Source organism: Psychroserpens sp. (assembly GCF_045105015.1).
Lineage (GTDB): Bacteria > Bacteroidota > Bacteroidia > Flavobacteriales > Flavobacteriaceae > Psychroserpens.
This window is the reverse complement of sequence record NZ_JBGCCX010000078.1, coordinates 17343-33931: the sequence shown is the minus strand read 5'-3', so window position 1 is coordinate 33931 and position 16589 is coordinate 17343. Positions and strand designations below refer to the sequence as shown.

At 32.5% G+C, this 16589-nt stretch carries 19 protein-coding genes; 9 read left to right on the top strand and 10 right to left on the bottom strand.

Features of this window, described 5'->3' with window-relative positions; translation table 11 throughout:
* The first annotated feature begins 22 nt into the window (after positions 1-22).
* Positions 23-394: a DUF3127 domain-containing protein gene (locus AB8B90_RS06265; RefSeq protein ID WP_405334825.1), complete on the top strand. Its 372-nt coding sequence runs from the start codon at positions 23-25 to the stop codon at positions 392-394.
* A 94-nt stretch (positions 395-488) separates the two neighbouring features.
* Positions 489-1115: a leucyl/phenylalanyl-tRNA--protein transferase gene (aat, locus tag AB8B90_RS06260; protein ID WP_405334823.1), complete on the top strand. Its 627-nt coding sequence runs from the start codon at positions 489-491 to the stop codon at positions 1113-1115.
* A 4-nt stretch (positions 1116-1119) separates the two neighbouring features.
* Here the strand turns inward: aat and AB8B90_RS06255 are convergent, their stop codons facing one another.
* On the bottom strand, positions 1120-1683 hold the full coding sequence (locus tag AB8B90_RS06255) for a DNA-3-methyladenine glycosylase I (RefSeq protein ID WP_405334821.1): 564 nt from the start codon (positions 1681-1683) through the stop codon (positions 1120-1122).
* A gap of 143 nt (positions 1684-1826) precedes the next feature.
* Here AB8B90_RS06255 and AB8B90_RS06250 point away from each other — a divergent pair, with 143 nt between their 5' ends.
* Positions 1827-2447, top strand: coding sequence for a thioredoxin family protein (locus AB8B90_RS06250; RefSeq protein WP_405334819.1), 621 nt, complete (start codon positions 1827-1829; stop codon positions 2445-2447).
* Here the strand turns inward: AB8B90_RS06250 and AB8B90_RS06245 are convergent.
* The 5 genes from AB8B90_RS06245 to AB8B90_RS06225 all read right to left on the bottom strand — a co-directional run bounded on the left by AB8B90_RS06245 (position 2444) and on the right by AB8B90_RS06225 (position 6038).
* Positions 2444-3199, bottom strand: a complete 756-nt coding sequence (locus tag AB8B90_RS06245; protein ID WP_405334817.1) for a hypothetical protein — start codon at positions 3197-3199, stop codon at positions 2444-2446. The genes AB8B90_RS06250 and AB8B90_RS06245 overlap by 4 nt on opposite strands.
* Before the next feature lie 91 nt (positions 3200-3290).
* The gene (truB, locus tag AB8B90_RS06240) at positions 3291-3983 is read right to left on the bottom strand and encodes a tRNA pseudouridine(55) synthase TruB (protein ID WP_405334815.1); all 693 of its coding nucleotides are present in this window, start codon (positions 3981-3983) and stop codon (positions 3291-3293) included.
* A gap of 2 nt (positions 3984-3985) precedes the next feature.
* On the bottom strand, positions 3986-4783 hold the full coding sequence (locus tag AB8B90_RS06235; RefSeq protein ID WP_405334813.1) for an undecaprenyl-diphosphate phosphatase: 798 nt from the start codon (positions 4781-4783) through the stop codon (positions 3986-3988).
* Between the two features lie 56 nt (positions 4784-4839).
* Positions 4840-5103, bottom strand: a complete 264-nt coding sequence (locus AB8B90_RS06230) for a DUF3098 domain-containing protein (RefSeq protein WP_405334811.1) — start codon at positions 5101-5103, stop codon at positions 4840-4842.
* Positions 5104-5159: 56 nt separating this feature from the next.
* A complete protein-coding gene (locus tag AB8B90_RS06225; protein ID WP_405334809.1) occupies positions 5160-6038 on the bottom strand; it encodes a cell division protein FtsX in 879 nt (292 codons plus the stop codon).
* A 123-nt stretch (positions 6039-6161) separates the two neighbouring features.
* On the opposite strand from AB8B90_RS06225, the gene leuS reads away from it, so the two are divergent.
* The 3 genes from leuS to AB8B90_RS06210 all read left to right on the top strand — a co-directional run bounded on the left by leuS (position 6162) and on the right by AB8B90_RS06210 (position 10141).
* Positions 6162-8993, top strand: coding sequence for a leucine--tRNA ligase (gene leuS / locus AB8B90_RS06220; RefSeq protein WP_405334807.1), 2832 nt, complete (start codon positions 6162-6164; stop codon positions 8991-8993).
* 1 nt (position 8994) lies between these two features.
* Complete coding sequence (locus AB8B90_RS06215; RefSeq protein WP_405334805.1) at positions 8995-9360, top strand: hypothetical protein; 366 nt, start codon at positions 8995-8997, stop codon at positions 9358-9360.
* A gap of 85 nt (positions 9361-9445) precedes the next feature.
* Positions 9446-10141, top strand: a complete 696-nt coding sequence (locus tag AB8B90_RS06210; protein WP_405334803.1) for a zinc metallopeptidase — start codon at positions 9446-9448, stop codon at positions 10139-10141.
* Between the two features lie 49 nt (positions 10142-10190).
* On the opposite strand, the gene AB8B90_RS06205 is transcribed toward AB8B90_RS06210, so the two are convergent.
* Positions 10191-10661 carry an Lrp/AsnC ligand binding domain-containing protein gene (locus tag AB8B90_RS06205; RefSeq protein WP_405334801.1) on the bottom strand — a complete coding sequence of 157 codons (471 nt, stop codon included), beginning with the start codon at positions 10659-10661 and terminating at the stop codon, positions 10191-10193.
* Between the two features lie 22 nt (positions 10662-10683).
* Positions 10684-12048 (bottom strand): saccharopine dehydrogenase family protein, encoded by a 1365-nt coding sequence (locus AB8B90_RS06200; RefSeq protein WP_405334799.1) that lies wholly within the window; start codon positions 12046-12048, stop codon positions 10684-10686.
* Between the two features lie 77 nt (positions 12049-12125).
* On the opposite strand from AB8B90_RS06200, the gene AB8B90_RS06195 reads away from it, so the two are divergent.
* Together AB8B90_RS06195 and pckA are read left to right on the top strand one after the other, a co-directional pair.
* The gene (locus tag AB8B90_RS06195; RefSeq protein ID WP_405334797.1) at positions 12126-12521 is read left to right on the top strand and encodes a DUF423 domain-containing protein; all 396 of its coding nucleotides are present in this window, start codon (positions 12126-12128) and stop codon (positions 12519-12521) included.
* A gap of 60 nt (positions 12522-12581) precedes the next feature.
* Positions 12582-14192 (top strand): phosphoenolpyruvate carboxykinase (ATP), encoded by a 1611-nt coding sequence (gene pckA, locus AB8B90_RS06190; RefSeq protein ID WP_405334795.1) that lies wholly within the window; start codon positions 12582-12584, stop codon positions 14190-14192.
* A 71-nt stretch (positions 14193-14263) separates the two neighbouring features.
* On the opposite strand, the gene AB8B90_RS06185 is transcribed toward pckA, so the two are convergent.
* Together AB8B90_RS06185 and AB8B90_RS06180 are read right to left on the bottom strand one after the other, a co-directional pair.
* Positions 14264-15016, bottom strand: coding sequence for a uroporphyrinogen-III synthase (locus AB8B90_RS06185; RefSeq protein ID WP_405334793.1), 753 nt, complete (start codon positions 15014-15016; stop codon positions 14264-14266).
* Between the two features lie 16 nt (positions 15017-15032).
* Positions 15033-15686 carry a DUF4271 domain-containing protein gene (locus AB8B90_RS06180; RefSeq protein ID WP_405334791.1) on the bottom strand — a complete coding sequence of 218 codons (654 nt, stop codon included), beginning with the start codon at positions 15684-15686 and terminating at the stop codon, positions 15033-15035.
* A 164-nt stretch (positions 15687-15850) separates the two neighbouring features.
* Between AB8B90_RS06180 and AB8B90_RS06175 the strand changes: the two genes are divergently transcribed.
* Positions 15851-16576, top strand: a complete 726-nt coding sequence (locus AB8B90_RS06175) for a polyprenol monophosphomannose synthase (protein ID WP_405334789.1) — start codon at positions 15851-15853, stop codon at positions 16574-16576.
* The last annotated feature ends 13 nt before the right edge of the window (positions 16577-16589 follow it).

Genomic DNA, 16589 nt, shown 5'->3' with positions numbered 1-16589 from the left:
ATTAATTATAAGTATTACGAGAATGGAAGTACAAGGAAAAATCAAAATGATTGGCGAAACACAAACCTTTGGTAGCAATGGGTTTAGAAAAAGAGAATTGGTAGTGACTACAGAAGAGCAATATCCGCAACATATTTTGGTTGAATTTGTTCAGGATAAAACAGATTTGTTAAACAACTATCAAGTTGGTCAAGGTGTCAAAGTAAATATCAACCTTAGAGGAAGAGAATGGGTAAACCCTCAAGGGGAAACTAAGTACTTTAACTCAGTTCAAGGTTGGAGAATTGAAAATCTTCAAGCATCTGCAGATAATATGCCACCAGCTGCTCCTGCTGAGGCATTTGAACCAGCAACGAATTTAAATGAAGAAGATCATGATGATCTTCCTTTTTAATAGAGACAGCTTAAAAATTAAATTTTAAGACTTCAATACTCATATTGAAGTCTTTTTTTTGTATTTTAAATAAAAAAATTGTGTTTCGTTTTATATGGAATTTTTAGGCAAAGACATCACATTTCCAGATGTTTCAAAAGCGACTAAAGAAGGCTTATTGGCGTTTGGAGGCGATTTGTCTACTGAGCGACTTATTGCAGCCTATAAGAGTGGTATTTTTCCATGGTTTGAAGATGAAGGCCCTATTTTGTGGTGGTCACCAGATCCTCGTTTTGTGTTATTTCCAGATAAATTGAAAATATCTAAAAGTATGAGACAAGTACTGCGGAATTCTGATTTTGAAATTACAGTGAATAAAGATTTTGAATCTGTAATTAGTAACTGTTCAAAAATGAAACGTGATGGACAACTAGGTACTTGGATAACCAACGATCTCAAAAAAGCATATATTAAATTACATGAATTAAATATTGCAAAATCTGTTGAAGTTTGGCTTAACGGAGATCTCGTTGGTGGCTTATATGGTATTGATCTAGGAAATGGAATGTTTTGTGGCGAGAGTATGTTTAGTAAAGTAAGTAATGCTAGTAAAGTAGGTTTTATATCATTTATTCAAAACACAAATTACAAACTCATCGATTGTCAAGTGTATACTAATCATCTTGAAAGTTTAGGAGCTGAAGAGATTCCTAGAGAAACGTTTTTAAAGTATCTACATTAAAGATTTACACTTCATGATATCTAAAACAAGATACTTCATGGTCGTTTATCATTCCGGTTGCTTGCATATGTGCATAGACTACTGTCGAGCCCACAAATTTAAAACCACGACTTTTTAAATCTTTACTTATGATATCACTTAAAGCAGTGTTTGCAGGAGCATCCTTATAGTTTTTTAAAGTATTCTTTATGGGTTTGCCATCTACAAAATCCCAAATATATTTTGAAAAGGATCCAAATTCGTTTTGAATTTTTATAAATGATTGAGCATTAGTAATTGTGGCTTTTACTTTCAATTTGTTTCTAATGATACCTTTGTTCTCTAACAAGCTATCAATCTTTATTTGATTGTATTTAGCGATTTTTTTATAATCGAAATGATCAAAAGCTTTCCTAAAGTTTTCGCGTTTTTTTAAAACGGTAATCCAACTTAAACCCGCTTGAAATGTTTCTAAAATTAAAAACTCAAATAAGGTGTCGTCATCTTTTACTGGAACGCCCCATTCTTCATCATGATAAGCTTCATATAAATCACTGCCAAGACACCAACCACATTTGTGTTTTTCCATAAACAATATTGAATTTTAAAAATAGTAAGTTTTTTGGTAATATCTCGTCTTATGTTATAACCATTATATGAATGATTTTGAATTATATGATTTTAATCATTTTTCAATAGTAAGGTTTACATTAAATTGCACAACAAAATATTATGACAACTTTGGAACATACATCAATAAAAAACACCATTAGCGACAGCTTACAAAAAGGAATTTCATATCAAGAGTACCGAAATTTAGTTCGTGATTTAGTTGAAAAAGAATCGAATTCAGGAGATGATAAAACGGAAGCACTTGTGAATTACACCATGCTTAATGACCGACGAATGAAGCGTTGGGATAAGACGGTTAAACCTTCTCAAGAAGTCGTAGAGAAATTTTCAAATTTTAAAGGAAACGTAACTTGGTTAGTTATTACTGAAAGTTGGTGTGGAGATGCTGCTCATGTGATCCCAGTGTTAAATAAGTTGGCTGAATTATCTGACAATATCAATTTAAAGTTAGTTTTTAGAGATGAGAATCCAGAACTTATGGATCAGTTTTTAACTAATGGTGGACGCGCTATTGCCAAATTAATTATGATTGACAATACAACTGGCGATGTGCTTGATACGTTTGGTCCAAGACCAAGCGAAGCAACACAAATGGTTAATGATTATAAAACTGTACACGGTAAATTAACACCTGAGTTTAAAGAGGATTTACAGCTTTGGTACAATAAAAATAAAGGCCTAAATATCATTAGTGATATGGTTGCTTTATTAGGTGTTTAATTTTTGCCTTTAAAATAATAGGTAATTGATCCAATCTGACTTTTAGTTGAAGTGTCAGCTGAAAAAACAGCATTTTGAGCATACTCCAATGCATGGTCAATTAAACATTGATTACTCGAAGATGATGATGAATTGATATAGGTGTCGGTTACAATTCCGTTACTATCTACTGTTATATTAACTATGATTTTCCCAGTTACTTCACATAAATAGACTGGAGGAGGAAGTTTTACTTTAGTTCTATTTTTTAGTGAAAAGGACACACTACTATTTCTATTCGCTTTGGAATCGTTACTCGTTTTCTTATTCGATTGTGATGCTAAAATATCTTTAGCCTTATTAAATGATTTACGTTCATTATCTTGAATAGCGTACTGTTTTGAACTACTATAATTTGAATTAGAAGTGATAATATCATCTAGTATTTCAGACGATTCTTCAGTGATTTCTTCATGCTTTTGAGTTGTTTTTTCAAAATCGTTTGAAGCCATTGATTTAAAATTTTTCATCATTTCTTTAAACTCTTGATCTTCATTAAATGCTTCATTTGTTGTTGCTTTTAAAGCTTCTTCAGCTTTAAGTCGTTCTTCTAAAACTTTTAATTCTTCAATAGTTTGAGGTTCTATTTCATAGTAACTCTCTGAAATAAATTCGGTATTTTTCGAAATGTGAAAACTAAACATAGCAAGTACTAGTATTCCAGAAATCAGAATCGTAATGAGTAATGCTTTATGTTGATCTATGAACTTCAATAAATGAATATTTGGTTTTTTCCTTGTATAGAATATACGTTAAGATAAGTACTTTAGACTAAAACGTGTTGTGATTTAAGTTCAAAACAAATTAATCTTGTGAGAGTTTTGCAATGAAATCTTCAGGTGACATGGCATCATTTACATGAAATTCTCCAATTTTAGTGCGACGTAATTCTGAAAGATGAGCACCGGATTTTAGCGCTTTTCCGAAGTCGTGAGCTAAAGATCTTATATAAGTTCCTTTACTGCAAACAACTCTAAAATTTATAGCATTACCTTCAATTTTTGTGATTTCGAATTCTGAAATATGTACAGTACGTGATTTGATTTCTACCGTTTCTCCAGCTCTAGCAAATTCATATAGTCGTTTTCCGTCTTTCTTAAGTGCAGAAAATATCGGTGGAAATTGTTCTATACTGCCATTGAACTGTTTTGTGGTTTCATGAATTAATTTCTCAGTAATGTGCTCTGTAGGAAAGTTGGCATTGATTTCAGTCTCTAAATCATATGAAGGTGTTGTGCTTCCAATAACAATAGTTCCAGTATATTCTTTGTCTTGACCTTGAAATGTGTTGATTTGTTTCGTCATTTTTCCAGTGCAAATAATCAATAAACCTGTAGCTAAAGGGTCTAAGGTTCCAGCATGTCCAACTTTGATTTTTTTAATATTAAACGCTTGTCTAATTTCCCAACGGAGCTTATTTACAGCCTGAAAAGAGGTCCATGTTAATGGCTTGTCAATAAGTAAAACTTGTCCAGCTTGGTAATTTTCAGCAGTCATATTTATTTGTTTAATAAAGCAAACACAATTGCTATTACACCAACAACCAAACAGTAAATTGCAAAGTAAGAGAGCTTGCTTTTCTTTACTAATGCAATCATCCATGTACAAGCGAATAAACCAGACACAAAAGCAGCAATAAATCCAATACTTAAGCTTGTAAAGTTTGCACTGTCATAGGTAATGTCACCACTTAGAACATCTTTGGCAATCTTTCCGAAGATAAGTGGCACAACCATTAAAAAAGAAAAACGAGCCGCCTTAGTTTTGTCATTCCCTAATAATACAGACGTAGAAATAGTAGCTCCAGATCTTGAAATCCCTGGAAGCATTGCAATAGCTTGAGAAATACCAATAACTAATGCATTCTTAAAGCTTACTTTCTTATTTGTGTCTTTAGCTTTATCTGCTAAAAATAATAAGGCAGCAGTAATGATTAACATACAGCCAACAAGTAATATATTTCCTCCAAATAACTGTTCTAATTGCGCTTCAAAAAAGAGTCCAATAATAACGGCAGGAATCATAGACAAAGCAATTTTAGCTGCAAATTGAAGGTCTTCGTTCCACTCAAATTTTAAAATACCTTTGATGATATCAACAATATCTTTTCTAAAAACAACGATTGTGCTTAAAGCAGTAGCAAAATGTAATACAACTGTAAACAATAAGCTTTTCTTAGGTTCGGACTCATCACCAAGAATAGCCTTTCCTAGTTCAAGATGGCCACTTGAAGACACTGGAAGAAACTCTGTAAGTCCTTGAATTACTCCTAATACAATTGAATTAATAATATCCATGTGGCAAAAATATCAAAATAGACACACCAAAAGCTAAAAAGAAAAGAAATTTGTGATTAAGATTTTGAATCTTTATTTGGGTTCAGAAGAATGGCATAGACTTGAATGCCAAATCCAATTAATACCATTGTAGGAGCAAGACGAATTCGTCTCCAGCTAAATATTGAAGGATCAAAAACATTAGGATCATCACTTCCACCACCAGACATTAAGATAAATCCAAGTGCTATAAAACCTAACCCAATTAGCATGAATTTATAGTTTTTCTTTCCGAAAATAAATTCGCTTTTAGCAGTTTCCTTACGTTTTTGTTCTCCCATGATTTTATTATGGTGTAAATATAAAAGAAATTTTAGTGCAAATTCTTAATTAAATATTAATAGTATAATTGATCAGTTTTCAGATTTAAGAAACGTTGGGTCGCAATAAATGTACTAATCCATGTAATTATTACACCTAATAAAAAGATTCCAACAAATAAGCTACCAACCAAAATAGGTTTTTGGAGTAATTCTAATTCTGGGAAATATTGGTCTAAGTAATACAATACAATTCCCATGCCTATTAAAGCTACGATAGCACCAATAACACCAAGTTGTACACTTTTGAAAACAAAAGGTCGTCTAATAAATGTTTTAGTTGCGCCAACCATTTGCATGGTTTTAATAATAAATCGTTTGGAATACACAGCTAGCCTGATTGAACTGTTTATTAATAAAACAGCAATTATTGTAAAGATAGCACTAAGTAAAAGTACCCAAAACGTAATTTTTTTAACATTGTTATTCATGAGTTCAACAAGGTCATTGTCGTACGTGATATCTTCAATAAACTTTTTGTTTGCTAACTCTTCTGTTATGCCATCTAAGGTTTCGTTGGTAACATAGTCTGCTTTCAAATACACATCAATTGAATTCTGTAATGGATTGTATCCAACAAAATCCATAAAATCTTCTCCAGTTTCAGCTTTCATTAATTCAGCAGCTTGTTCTTTGGACACATATTCGGTTGACTTAGTGTATTCAGCCATTGCTAAAGTGTTTTCTAATTGATCAACTTCAACTTGCTTAGCTGAATCACTTAAGTAGATTGTAACGACAACTTGTTCTCTAAAATGATCTGCTACTTTCTTAGCATTTAAGACTAAAAGACCTAAACACCCTAGTAGAAATAAGACTAAAGCAATACTTATTACTACTGAAAAGTAAGAGGTAATTAATTTTCTTTTTTGATATCTGTCAAAAGATGAACTCATATAAACGTGGCATTGATGGTGTAAAAATATAAAACAATTTTGTTTGTATAATGTTTACAACGCTTAAACTTTTAAATGTGTTGTAATACCTTTAAATTTGCGGTCTAAATTTGCAGAAAAATCATGAGTTATCATTTTAACGCGATAGAAGCCAAATGGCAAAAATATTGGGCAGAGCATCAAACGTTCAAAGCTGAAAATAATAGTGACAAGCCCAAATATTATGTATTAGATATGTTTCCTTATCCAAGTGGAGCAGGTTTACATGTCGGACATCCATTAGGTTACATTGCCAGTGATATTTATGCAAGATACAAGCGCCACAAAGGATTTAATGTATTACATCCTCAAGGATATGATAGTTTCGGTTTACCTGCAGAGCAATATGCGATTCAAACAGGTCAGCATCCTGCAATTACTACTGAAACAAATATCAAAACTTACAGGCGTCAATTAGATCAAATTGGGTTTTCATTTGATTGGAGTAGAGAAGTCCGCACTAGTAATCCTGAATATTACAAATGGACACAATGGATTTTTATTCAATTGTTTGAATCTTATTATTGTAGTGATTCGAATATGGCTAGACCAATTTCTGAATTAGTTTCAGTGTTTGAAACTGAAGGAAATTCAAAAATCAATGCAATATGTGATGATGATGTGAAATCATTTTCTGCTGAAGATTGGAAAACCTTTTCTTTAGAAGATCAACAAGATATTTTACTGAAATATAGACTAACTTATTTAGCAGAAACTGAAGTAAATTGGTGTCCAGCATTAGGAACCGTTTTAGCAAATGATGAGATTGTCAATGGTGTTTCAGAACGTGGTGGACATCCTGTGATTAGAAAGAAAATGACGCAATGGAGTATGCGTATTTCTGCTTATGCTGAACGTTTACTTCAAGGATTAGAAACAATAGATTGGACAGATTCATTGAAGGAAAGTCAGCGCAACTGGATTGGAAAATCTGTAGGTGCTTCAGTAACTTTCAATGTCATGTCGAGTGCAGTCGAGACATCTCATAAAATTGAAGTCTTTACCACAAGACCTGATACCATTTTTGGTGTATCGTTTATGACCTTAGCACCTGAACATGATTTGGTATCTCAAATTACAACTGAAGCTCATAAAATTGAAGTTGACTCTTATATTGAAGCGACTGCAAAACGTAGTGAACGTGATCGTATGGCAGATGTAAAAACCATTTCTGGTGTATTTACAGGAGCTTATGCAGAGCATCCATTTACTAAAGAACCAATTCCAATTTGGATTGGTGATTATGTATTGGCTGGCTACGGCACAGGAGCAGTAATGTCTGTACCTTGTGGTGATCAACGTGATTACGATTTTGCAAAACATTTTAATATCGAAATACCGAACATTTTTGAAGGTGCCGATATTTCTGAAGAAGCTTTTGCTTCAAAAGACAATGTGAAAATTGCCAATAGTGATTTCCTTAACGGAATGAATTATAAAAAAGCAACCAAACGCGCGATTTATGAATTAGAACAATTGGGTCAAGGTGAAGGAAAAACGAATTATAGACTAAGAGATGCTGTGTTTAGCCGACAACGTTATTGGGGCGAACCATTTCCAGTATATTATGTAAATGGCAAGCCGCAAATGATAGAGCAACAACATTTGCCAATTGTTTTGCCTGAAGTTGAAAAATATTTGCCAACTGAAGAAGGAGAACCACCTCTAGGTCGTGCTGATGTTTGGGCTTGGTGTACAGAAAGTAACTCGGTAGTTTCAAATGATGAAATCAATGATACTACTGTATTTCCTCTAGAACTTAACACTATGCCAGGTTGGGCTGGAAGCTCTTGGTACATGTTTAGATATATGGAAGACGTTGCCAATCGTGATGGTGCTTTTGCAACTGAAGATGCATTAAATTATTGGGAAAATGTCGATTTGTATATTGGAGGAAGCGAGCATGCAACTGGACATTTGTTGTATTCTCGTTTTTGGGTGAAGTTTATGAAGGATAGAGGGTTTATTGGTGTCAATGAACCTTTCAAGAAGTTGATTAACCAAGGGATGATTTTGGGAACTAGTGCTTTTGTTTACAGAGAAGAAGGAACGAATAAATTTTTATCTAAAGGATTAATTGAGGATAAAGAAGTTCAAGCAATACATTCTGATGTTTCATTTGTCAATGCTTCAGATGAACTCGATGTTGAAGCTTTTAAAGAATGGAGAGCAGAGTTTAAAAATGCTGAATTCATTTTAGAAGATGGTGTTTATAAAGTAGGTCGCGAAGTCGAAAAAATGTCTAAGTCTAAATACAATGTTGTCAATCCAGATGCTATATGCGAACAATATGGTGCAGATAGTTTAAGATTGTACGAAATGTTTTTGGGTCCTTTAGAACAAGCCAAGCCTTGGAATACAGCTGGGATTACTGGAGTTCATGGGTTTCTTAAAAAACTTTGGAAGCTGTATGTTGGTCAAGATGGTTTAAATGTCAATAATGCTGAGCCTTCAAAAGAAAACTTAAAAACATTACACAAAACCATAAAGAAAGTAGAAGAAGATATTGAGAATTTCTCGTTCAATACATCAGTGTCTACCTTTATGATTGCTGTAAATGAGTTAACTGCTCAAAAATGTACAAGCAAATATATTCTTGAACCATTATTAATATTGATTTCACCTTATGCGCCTCATATTGCAGAAGAATTATGGAATCAATTAGGTTATTCTCAATCCATTTCAACTGTAGCTTTCCCAATATTTGAGGAAAAGCATTTGGTAGAGAGTAGCAAAAATTATCCGATTTCGTTTAACGGTAAAATGCGCTTTACTCTAGAATTACCTTTAGATATGAGTAAAGAAGATATTGAAAAAACAGTCTTGGCTCATGAAAAAACCATAGCGCAACTTGATGGAAGAACCCCTAAAAAAGTAATTGTTGTACCAGGAAAAATTGTCAATATTGTAGGATAAAATGATTAGATTAAACAAGCTAAAAAGAAACGATAAGATTGGTTTATTATTCTTTGTTGCTTTTGTTTTAAGTACATCACTAATCTATTTATTTGAAGAGCGTTTTGATAAAAACCTCTGGAGCACTCAGCCTTCAAAGCGACATGAAATGGTTGATGATCTTATTGAATCTCAAATCCTTATAAATAAAACTAAAGATGAGGTTATTGATATATTAGGAGAACCAAATTCTAGCTTTACTAATGAAAAGGATGTGTTCACTTATAGACTAGGTCAAGCGCCAAGTTTTATGAAATCAAAGCGAGAACGATTACTTATTGTGTTTGAAGCTAATAAGGTTTCAAAAGTTACACTTGCAATAGAATGATACTGACAAAATTTCCACTAAAAATATTGGCTTACTTTTTGTTATCTTTAAACTATAAATTTTAATATAAAAAAATATGAATGGAATGATGGGATACTACGTGTTAATTGGAGCGATTGCTTTAGTGAGCTGGTTAGTCAGTAATCAATTAAAACGAAAGTTTGCAAAATATTCTAAAGTACAATTACGAAATGGGATGAGCGGACAAGAGATTGCTGAGAAAATGTTGGCAGATAATGGCATCAGTGATGTCGAGGTAATTTCAGTATCTGGTCAATTAACAGATCATTACAATCCGAAAAATAAAACTGTAAACTTAAGTGAAGCCGTTTATAATCAACGAAATGCAGCTGCAGCTGCAGTTGCTGCTCATGAGGTTGGTCATGCTGTTCAACATGCACAGGCCTACAGTGCTTTAGGTATGAGATCGGCTTTAGTGCCAATTGTAAGTGTAACCTCTGGTATGTCTCAATGGTTAGTCATTGGAGGCTTGGTTCTTGGAGCTGCCGCTGGTGTTGGATTAGGTTATTGGGTTGCTGTTGCTGGATTAGTTTTTATGGGATTTGCAACCTTATTCAGTTTTATAACATTACCTGTTGAATATGATGCAAGTAATAGAGCGCTTGCTTGGTTAAAAGCAAAAAACATGGTTACTCCAGAAGAATATAAAGGTTCTGAGGATGCCTTAAAATGGGCAGCTAGAACCTATTTAGTGGCTGCAATTGGAGCACTTGCTTCTTTGTTATATTGGGCACTTCAAGTTTTTGGTGGTCGAGACTAAATGAAATAAATTATAATAAAAAAAAGCATCCAAGTTTGGATGCTTTTTTTTATATCTTAATCTGGCGATCGATTTGCTGATCTAAAGAAATAAAAGTTTCTGTTCTTGAAACTCCAGTAATGGATTGAATGTCTCTATTAAGAACTTGCATCAGATGTTCATTGTCTTTGCAGAGCACTTTAATAAACACACTCCAGTTCCCAGTTGTGTAATGACACTCTAAAACTTCTGGTATTTTTTTTAATTGTTTTACAGCCTCAGGATTACTTACAGCCTTGTCTAAAAAAACACCAATAAATGCCATCGTTGTATAACCTAATATTTTTGGGTTTATGACAAATTTAGATCCAGAAATTAGTTTTGACTTCTCTAACTTTCTAAGTCGTTGATGAATCGCAGCTCCAGATATACCGACTTGTCGTGCAATTTCTAAAATAGGAGTTCTGGCGTCTGCCATTAAAGCCCTTAGTATTTTTTTATCAATACCATCAATTTGAATTTTTTGATTAACTGTTTTCATCTTGTTTGTCAAGAATTAGTAATTACACATTTAAAGGATTATACCCTAAATAAGGAACTTCTTTTTCAATAAATTTAATTCCGAAGCCTTGTAATTCTTCTAAAATAGGATCATAAATTTCTTTATGTATCGGGATTTGAACACCAGGTGTTGTGATTTTTTCATTTAGTATTGCTAGAGTAGCAATAGCAACAGGTAAACCTACAGTTTTTGACATTGCTGTATACGTTCTATCATCACCTTTTGCAACCATAGTTGAATCGATTTGATGCATTTTTCCGTTAAGCTCATAACCAAATTTATGATACATCACTATCATATCTATATCATCATCTTGTAAGGTCCAGCTATCCATTAATATCTTTTGAAGAATTTGCGCTGGTGTTCCATCTTTCAGCTCCACCATTTTAGTGTCACTAAAAATATCTAACTCTTCAAGTTTGTCCCAAACAATATCATCTTGGTCAATTTTTAATGCGTGCCTAAATTTAAGCTCAACCGAGTCTGTTGGACTATAAGGTAGAAAAGCATTAATAAAATCACGATAGCTCATGTTTTCGCTGTCTTCAATATGATAGCTATCATCGGTCATTCCTAGTTGAACAAAAACGTTCCATGCGCGACTGAAACCTACACGACGCATAGTTCCTCGATATAGTGTTTCTATATCTTCCATGCCGTAAGCATCTTGGTATTTTAGAGAATCTCTATTAGCATAAGCTTCAAAACGCCCATAACCATCAATTTCTAGAAATTCGGTACGTCTAAATAATCTATTGTAAGGTATATATTTATAAGTACCTTCTTGTAAGAACTTTGCAGCACTTCCTTGACCCGCAAGAACAACATTTCTAGGGTTCCAAGTGAATTTATAATTCCATAAGTTGTCATCACTTTCAGGAGCAACAAGTCCTCCAGTAAAAGATTCGAATAAAATCATTTTTCCACCTTTTGACCTGATTTCATCAATGACTTTCATAGCACTCATATGATCTATGCCTGGGTCTACACCAATTTCATTCATGAACACGAGACCTTTATTTTTAGCTGCATTATCAAGATCTTCCATTTCTTTACTAACGTATGAAGCAGTCACCATATGTTTTCCATAGGTAATACAATCTCTTGCAACTTCAATATGATAACGTGCAGGAAGCATAGATACTACAATATCTGCATTTTCTATCGCATCTTGTCTTGAATGTTTACTGAAAATATCAAGATTTATAGCTTGTCCGTTTTCATGATTATTAATGAGTTTTCTGGCATTTTGTATGTTGATATCACCTACAATTATATGTAAGTTTTCTTCAGTTGATTTTTCTAATAAATATTTTATGAGGAATGATGCAGATTTTCCAGCACCAATAACTAAAATCTTTCGCATAATGGTTTTTGTTGAGTAGTTTTGTAGTGACGAATTTACTAAATACTAAGGGTTATTAAAACCAATTTTTCAATTATATGAACAAGACTATTTTTATTACAGCAACACTTTTAGGAATGTCGGCAATTATATTAGGAGCTTTTGCTGCGCATGGTTTGAAATCTTTAATCCCTTTTGAATCTCAACAAACATTTGAAACAGGTGTTCGATACCAAATGTATCATGCATTATTTCTTCTATTTATAGGAAATACTAAAGTGATTACTCAAAAAACTAAGCGCATTATTTTATACTTAGTTATTGTTGGTCTTATATTCTTTTCAGGTTCTATTTACGGACTTGCAACTAACGCTATATCATCCTTTGATTTTAGAAGTATTGGGTTTATTACTCCAATAGGAGGATTGTTATTAATAATAGCTTGGTTCATATTGTTGATAAACTTTTTAAAAATGAGTGTTGATAATTCATAAATTAAAGGTGCTACTTTAAAATATTGTTTAATTTTACAGTCTAAACAACATAAACAAATTATGGTAAACCATACACAAACTACGAAAACGATTGAGTTAGAAAGCTACGGTATTAAAAATGCTACAGTACACTATCAATTATCACCTAAAAAATTACAAGAAATATCTGTGCAAAAAGGCATGGGTAAAGAGACTAATAACGGAACACTTGCTATTAATACTGGCAAGTTTACTGGTCGTTCGCCTCAAGACCGTTTCTTGGTAAAAGATGATTATACTGCTGATAGAGTATGGTGGGGAAAAACTAATAAACCAATATCTGCAGAACACTTTGATGAATTACAAGCAGAAATCGAAAACTATTTAAGTGGAAAAGAAATTTTTGTGAGAGATGGCTATGTTTGTGCTGATCCTCAATATAAGATGAATGTTAGAACCGTCACTGAATATCCTTGGTCTAATATGTTTATCTATAATATGTTCCTAAGACCAGATGCTGAGGAATTAGAAAATTTTGAAGAAGAATGGTTAGTGCTTTGTGCTCCAGGATATGTTTGCCCAGAGCCTGATAAATACGGATTAAGACAAGGGAATTTTTCAATTCTTAATTTCACAAAGAAAATTGCTTTAGTTGGTGGTTCAGCTTACACAGGAGAGATGAAAAAGGGAATTTTCTCTGCATTAAACATGATTTTACCAGTAGATAAAAATGTATTACCAATGCATTGTTCTGCTAACGTAGGAGAAGATGGTGATACAGCAATATTCTTTGGACTTTCTGGTACAGGAAAGACGACTTTATCTGCAGATCCTAATCGTAAGCTTATTGGAGATGATGAGCATGGTTGGACTGCTGAAAATAGTATTTTCAATTTTGAAGGTGGATGCTATGCCAAGGTGATTGATCTTACTGAAGAAAAAGAACCAGATATTTACAGAGCTATTAAACCTGGAGCGATTTTAGAAAATGTCATTTTTAAAGATAATGGAGATATAGATTATATGGATAGTAGTATTACACAAAACACACGTGTAAGCTATCCTATTTATCATATTGATAATATTCAAGAGCCTTCCTTTGCAGGAAATCCTAAAAATATTTTCTTCTTAACATGTGATGCGTTTGGAGTACTACCTCCAATGTCTAAATTAACACCAGGACAAGCTGCTTATCATTTTATTTCTGGTTACACGGCCAAAGTAGCTGGAACAGAAGCTGGAATTACTGAGCCTGTACCTTCTTTTTCTGCATGTTTTGGAGAACCTTTTATGCCATTACACCCAACAGTATATGCTGAAATGTTAAGTAAGAAAATGCAAGAAGCTGGAGTTAATGTGTGGTTAGTAAATACAGGTTGGACAGGTGGTCCTTATGGTGTTGGTACACGTATGAAATTGAAATACACTCGAGCAATGATTACAGCAGCTATGGATGGCAGCTTAGAAGATGCTAATAAAGATAATTATCATGTTCATTCAGTTTTTGGTGTTCAACAACCAAGAACGTGTCCTAATGTACCTAGTGAAGTTTTAAGCCCTAGAGCAACATGGAATGACGATGAAGGATATTATAAAACAGCTTTAAAATTATCTCAAACGTTTAGAGATAATTTCAAAAAGTTTGAAGAGTATGCTAATGAAGATATTATGGCTGGAGGCCCTTTAAAATAAGCCTCAATACTAATAAATAAAAAAAGCGATTTCAATTTGAAATCGCTTTTTTTATTTATATGAGACTAACATTATTTTCCTTTGTTAGTTATTTTAATATATTTCTCCAAAGCCATAGTCATTGAAGGTGTTTCAGGTGTAGGAGCTGCAATGTCTACCCGCAATCCGTGAGATTCAACAGCTTTAATTGTTGTATTTCCAAAGACAGCTATTCGTGTATCATTTTGTTTAAATTCTGGAAAATTATGGAATAATGATTCAATACCAGATGGGCTAAAGAATACTAATATATCATAATATACATTTGCTAAATCAGATAAATCACTAATTACAGTTTTATAAAATGTAGCTTGTTTCCATTTAACATCTAAACCATCTAAAATTTTTGGAACCTGAGGCTTTAATTTATCTGTAGTGGGTAATAAGAAACTTTCTTCTTTATATTTTTTAATTAAAGGTGTCAAATCAGCAAAAGTACGTTTGCCAACATAAATTTTACGTTTTCTGTATACAACATACTTTTGAAGATAGTAGGCTACAGCTTCTGATTGACAAAAGTACTTCATAGAATCTGGAACCTTAAATCTCATTTCTTCAGCAACTCTAAAAAAATGGTCAACAGAATTTCTACTGGTAAGGATGATAGCTGTGTAATTAGATAAATCAACTTTTTGTTGTCTAATATCTTTTGCTTCTACTCCTTCAACATGAATAAATGGTCTGAAATCTATTTTAACCTTTTGCTTTTCTTGAAGATCAAAGTAAGGCGAGTTTTCTATTTTAGGCTCTGGTTGAGATACTAAAATCGTTTTCACTTTCGTCATATCCATTAAAGTGTTTTTAAGCGTTGAAATCTTTAATTAACTTATATAAAATTAGATAGGGTCCAATTTCAAGAGCGCAAAGATACAAAATAAAATAGAATAAGTTGTTTAATAATAACTTTTGATGATTTTTGAAAGAGCTTATAAATCCAACGATATTAATTAGCACAATCAAACCTAAACATGAATATATAACAACTTCACTTGGTGATATTGTGTAAATCAATAAACAGTTGATTGGAAGTAATAAAAACCCTGTATAGTTCTTATAAGTTGTTTTTTGAAATAAATAAGAATCTATTAGTGAATCTATCTCGAAAACACTACCAATTAAGCGTTCTAAAAGCACCTTTATTAAAAAGAGAACACCAATACCAAAAATAAGTTTAAAAAATTGTGTTAGATTGAATTCGGAAGGACTTACCAACGTTGCATATACTACATAAAAAAATATCGATACAGAAATAATTAGATTTAGGAATAACAAGGCGTCAAAACCATCAATAAATTTCTGATCTCTTGCATAAATTTTCAAATATTTAGAGTTCCCAATGACAGTTACAAAATCTTTAAATCTTGATGCAAATAAATATTTACACAAAGTAATAAATGCTAATCCTAAAATTAGAAAAATGGTAAACCAATCGTTAGAAATGACTTCTCTGAGCATATCGTAAAATTATAAAGAATATTTGATGTGTGATCACTTAATATTTCAATACTTTTTAGAGATTTATTAAGATTAACATTGTTTATGATTTTTAGGCATTAATTAATCGTTTAAAAACTTACTTTTGTCATAGTTGATTAAAAAGTGAAGTCAAGCTTAAACTCATGAGAGATGCCATTGTCATTATTCCAACTTATAATGAGATAGAAAATATTGAAGCTATCGTAAGAGCTGTATTTTATCAAGATATGGCATTTGATATTTTAGTTGTTGATGATAATTCTCCAGATTTAACAGGTTTGAAAGTCAAGGAGTTACAAGAAGAATTTAATGATCGACTTTTTTTATTGACAAGACAAGAGAAAACAGGCTTAGGGTCAGCGTATATAGCTGGTTTTAAATGGTGTTTGGAGAAACACTATAACTATATTTTTGAAATGGATGCCGATTTCTCCCATAACCCTAAGGATCTTATTTACCTATATAAAGCATGTGCAATTAAAGGTGCAGACATGTCCATTGGTTCTCGATATATTAATAATAATATAAACGTTGTAAATTGGGACATGAAGCGATTGTTATTATCATACTTTGCTTCAAAATATGTGAGATTAGTTACACAAATGAAAATTCATGATACTACAGCAGGTTTTGTTTGCTACAAGCGTCAGGTTTTAGAAACTATAGATTTGGATAATATTAAGTTTGTCGGTTATGCCTTTCAGATTGAAATGAAATTTAAGGCTTATCAGCAAAAATTTAATATCGTTGAAGTCCCAGTTATTTTTACAGACCGAACTAAAGGAAAATCAAAAATGAGTGGCAGTATAATTTCTGAAGCTATTTTTGGTGTTATAAACATGAAATTGAAAAGTATATTTAATAAATAGTTCATTATTATCA